Below are 1,365 nucleotides of genomic sequence, written 5' to 3' on the forward strand. Positions count from 1 at the left end.
GCCTGTTTGAGGAGCCGCTCGCCCGAGGGGCCTCCTGCTTCAGCACTGATACGGCCAGGGAGCAGGCCCGCGCCTATTGGAGGGCTTGCTGTCGCGTACAGGGCGTAAGAACGGGTGGACCCTCGCTGATCAAGGGGCGTGGGCATCCACCGTCCGTAAAGGTTGGCAGCCTGGTGCCGGCGTCATCCCAGTGATTCAGACGAAGCACCGAGGCGCCACGTGGCGTCCGGAGGCGTCAGGCTGCCGGCAGTCAGGGTTCCGGCAGGTTGTGGTTCCCGGCGACGGGCCTGCGACTTCCGCCGTTGCCCGCCGCCGGTGCGCCGTACAGCGCGGCGAGCGCGCCCGCGGCGCGCGTCATCGCCTCGCGTAGCTCCGGGGGGTGGAGCACCTCCAGGTCCGGGCCGAGTACGAGCAGTTCGCGCTCGGCGTGCCGGACGGACTCGATCGGCACCACCGCGCGTACCCAGCCGTCCTCCTCCGGTGCGCTCGCCGTTTCCCGGACGGCGCGGGCGACCGCCGGGGGGAGCCGGAAGGGGGCCATCGTCACGCCGGTCGGGGAAAGCCGCATGGTCGCCCGCGCCCGGTAGACCTCGGATTCATAGCGGGCCGTCCAGCCGGCCCAGTAGGCGCCGAGGCCGAAGCCATGCGGCCGTTCGAACGTCTTGGTGGTCGTCTCGAGGCTGAGGATCTTCGCGACCGGGTACACCCGGGGCAGGGTGGCCGGCCCGCCCGCCGGTTCCGCGCCTCCGCTGCCGTCCGCACTCTCGGTGGCGCCTGCGGCTCGGGTGCCGTCAGGGTCGCGGCTGCTGCCAGCGTCCTCGGCCAGGCCTACGCCCTGGGTGCCGTGTGCGACGTTGGCGACCAGGTACCAGGTGCCGCTTTTGAGGACCACACCGAGCGGTTCGAGGTGCCGGATGATCTCACGGGGGGCCCGCCAACGCCGGTAGGTGACCCGGACGCGGCGCTGCTCCCACACCGCCGCTGCCACCTCGGTCAGCAGCGGCGTGTCCTCGGTGGCCCGGAACCAGCCGGGCGCGTCGAGATGGAAGCGCTCCCGCACCCGGCCGGCCCGTTCGCGCAGCTGCTCGGGCAGGGCCGCCATCAGCTTCAGTTCCGCCGCCGCGAGCATCGTGCCGAGCCCCAGCTCGCCGGCGGCCGCCGGCATGCCGGCGAGGAACAGAGAGTCGGCCTCGCCGGAGGTCAACCCGGTCAGCCGGGTGCGGTAGCCGTCGAGCAGCCGGTACCCGCCGGTGGCACCGCGGTCCGCCAGCACGGGGACCCCGGCCTCGGCGAGGGACTCCAGATCCCGGTAGACCGTCCGCACGGAGACCTCGAGTTCGTCGGCGATCTCACGCGCCGTGAGCC

General features: G+C 73.1%; 1 protein-coding gene. It reads right to left on the reverse strand.

Annotation, left to right across the window (positions count from 1 at the left end; all coding sequences use genetic code 11):
- Positions 1–250: 250 nt before the first annotated feature.
- Positions 251–1,365, reverse strand: a 1,115-nt coding sequence (locus tag ACY45C_RS19550) for a helix-turn-helix transcriptional regulator (RefSeq protein WP_462189020.1), incomplete at its 5' end; no start/stop codon positions are given.

Source organism: Frankia sp. CcWB2 (assembly GCF_977927585.1).